Annotated in this window: 2 protein-coding genes and 1 rRNA gene; 1 reads left to right on the forward strand and 2 read right to left on the reverse strand. The window is 37.9% G+C overall.

Translation table 11 applies throughout. The features are described from left to right. A 5S ribosomal RNA gene (rrf, locus tag FEDK69T_RS15600) occupies positions 1-83 on the forward strand; the annotation flags it as partial. Between the two features lie 432 nt (positions 84-515). Here the strand turns inward: rrf and FEDK69T_RS16165 are convergent. After that, positions 516-641: a hypothetical protein gene (locus tag FEDK69T_RS16165; RefSeq protein WP_023575047.1), complete on the reverse strand. Its 126-nt coding sequence runs from the start codon at positions 639-641 to the stop codon at positions 516-518. Positions 642-864: 223 nt separating this feature from the next. After that, the coding region (locus tag FEDK69T_RS15025; protein WP_035656470.1) for a GEVED domain-containing protein at positions 865-1,875 on the reverse strand (1,011 nt) is incomplete at its 5' end.

Below are 1,875 nucleotides of genomic sequence, written 5' to 3' on the forward strand. Positions count from 1 at the left end.
CTCTTCCCATTCCGAACAGAGAAGTTAAGCCCGCCTGCGCAGATGGTACTGCAAACCTGTGGGAGAGTATGTCGCCGCCTTTCTTTTGAAAAGCCCTTCACTTTTGTGAAGGGCTTTTTTGTTTTAAATCGGTTTTAGTTTTTAGAAAAATAAAGGTAAAAGTTGCTGCAAACCTATGTGGGACTAAGTGATAGCTTTGTCTTTGGAAATCTTCATCAGTCTATGATGGGGATTTTTTGTTTTGATCTGTTTTGTTTTTAGAAAGATAAGGGTAAGACTGGGGCAAAGGCGTGGGAGATTACGCGGTGGTTTGCTTTTGGAACCCTATCCAAATGGATAGTTTTTTATTTTAAGCTGTTTTGCTTTCGTGAAAAATAAAGCTAAAACAAATGTAAGTATTTGGTAGATAACGCGTTGGTTTTGTTTTTAAAATCTTTAACGGAAAGAAACCTGTAAAAAAAAACAGATCGTTTTCTTTTAAAATCTACATATTTTGAAATACTGTCGAATACGGATTACCCTCTAGCCCCGGGTGGAGTGGAAATCCCGGCATTGGGAGATTGCCCGGCAAACTCGCACTGACGGATTGCAACGGAACACGGGAAAATGGTATAGTAATCAAAAACGACGATTCGCTTCATAAAATAAAAATATTGATTTATTTTGAATTGTTATTCTGTTCGGAGTTGGGGTGAAAACTACTAATAAATTTAAGGGAAGGCTACATGTATCCTTTCATAAGATAATCTCAATAGTGGTCGTAATTTTCGAAACAACAATTAATCGGGTTCACAGTATAATAAAAAAATAAGCTGCCCAATCGAGGACAGCTTAAAAAAGATTTGGTTTTAAAAGGGTGTTCTTTTATTCTTTAATAAATCGTTTAGTTCCAACCGATGTGCTGTCAGAAATTTTTAGGATATAAACTCCTGATGGTAAGGTCTCTACATTAATGGAATTGTTGTTGGCGCTGCCATTTGCTATCTGTTGTCCAGTCAAAGTAAAGATTTTGTAAGAAGCGTTGCTTTCGACACCAGAGAAATATAATGTCCCATCTTTCACAGGATTAGGATACAATTTAAATGACAGTGCACTAACTTCTTTAACTTCTTCTTTAATAGCCTCTGCTGAATCATCATTAGTTCCGTTGGCATTTTTAACAAGAGCGCCAGTAGTTATATTAACAGTATAATCTTCCACTTCTCCGTTGGTAAATACTTCACAGGCAGTTGGTAAACCATTATATTTCATTGAAACTCTCATTCTGGTTGTTCCGCTTGCCGCAGTAGACGGGATTGTAAAACTTCCGCTTACAGATGCAGACTTGGTTTTTGATTTGCTGAAAACAAGTTCATTCGAACCAAAACTTCCATCTTTGTTAAAATCAATCCAAACACAATAAGCTTCATTTGCCGACATACCATTCCATCCAGGAGTAATAGTAATTGAAGCTGTAGAACCTGTTGATAAACTGGTTGACTGTGTTGTGTAATTACCGTATCCGTTGTTGTTTCCTGAAACATTGTTAATTGATCCCAATTGAACGCGGTTTATATATTCTCTATTAGTGCTACCGGTTGAATTACAATAAGTAACAGCTGCACCTGATGTAGTCACATTTACAGTGTTACTTGCAGACGATACGTTTCCTGCAGCATCTTTAGCGGTAACATAGAAATTGTAAGCTGTAGAAGCTGACAAACCTGAAACAGCCAATGTTGTCGCGGTAGTAGTTGTTTTCAATACACCGTTCTGATATACATTATAACCGGTAACCCCAACATTGTCAGAAGCCGCATTCCAAGTAAGATTTGTGCCTGAAGTCGTAGTCCCCGAAGCAGAAAGCGTTGAAGCAGTAGGAGCAGCAGTATCTGC

Origin of the sequence: Flavobacterium enshiense DK69, from assembly GCF_000498495.1 — a bacterium.
GTDB classification, from domain to species: domain Bacteria; phylum Bacteroidota; class Bacteroidia; order Flavobacteriales; family Flavobacteriaceae; genus Flavobacterium; species Flavobacterium enshiense.

What these genes read in the sequence shown, in the direction of transcription:
- FEDK69T_RS16165 (WP_023575047.1), bottom strand. Translation starts at nt 641, where the DNA reads ATGAAGCGAATCGTCGTTTTTGATTACTATACCATTTTCCCGTGTTCC.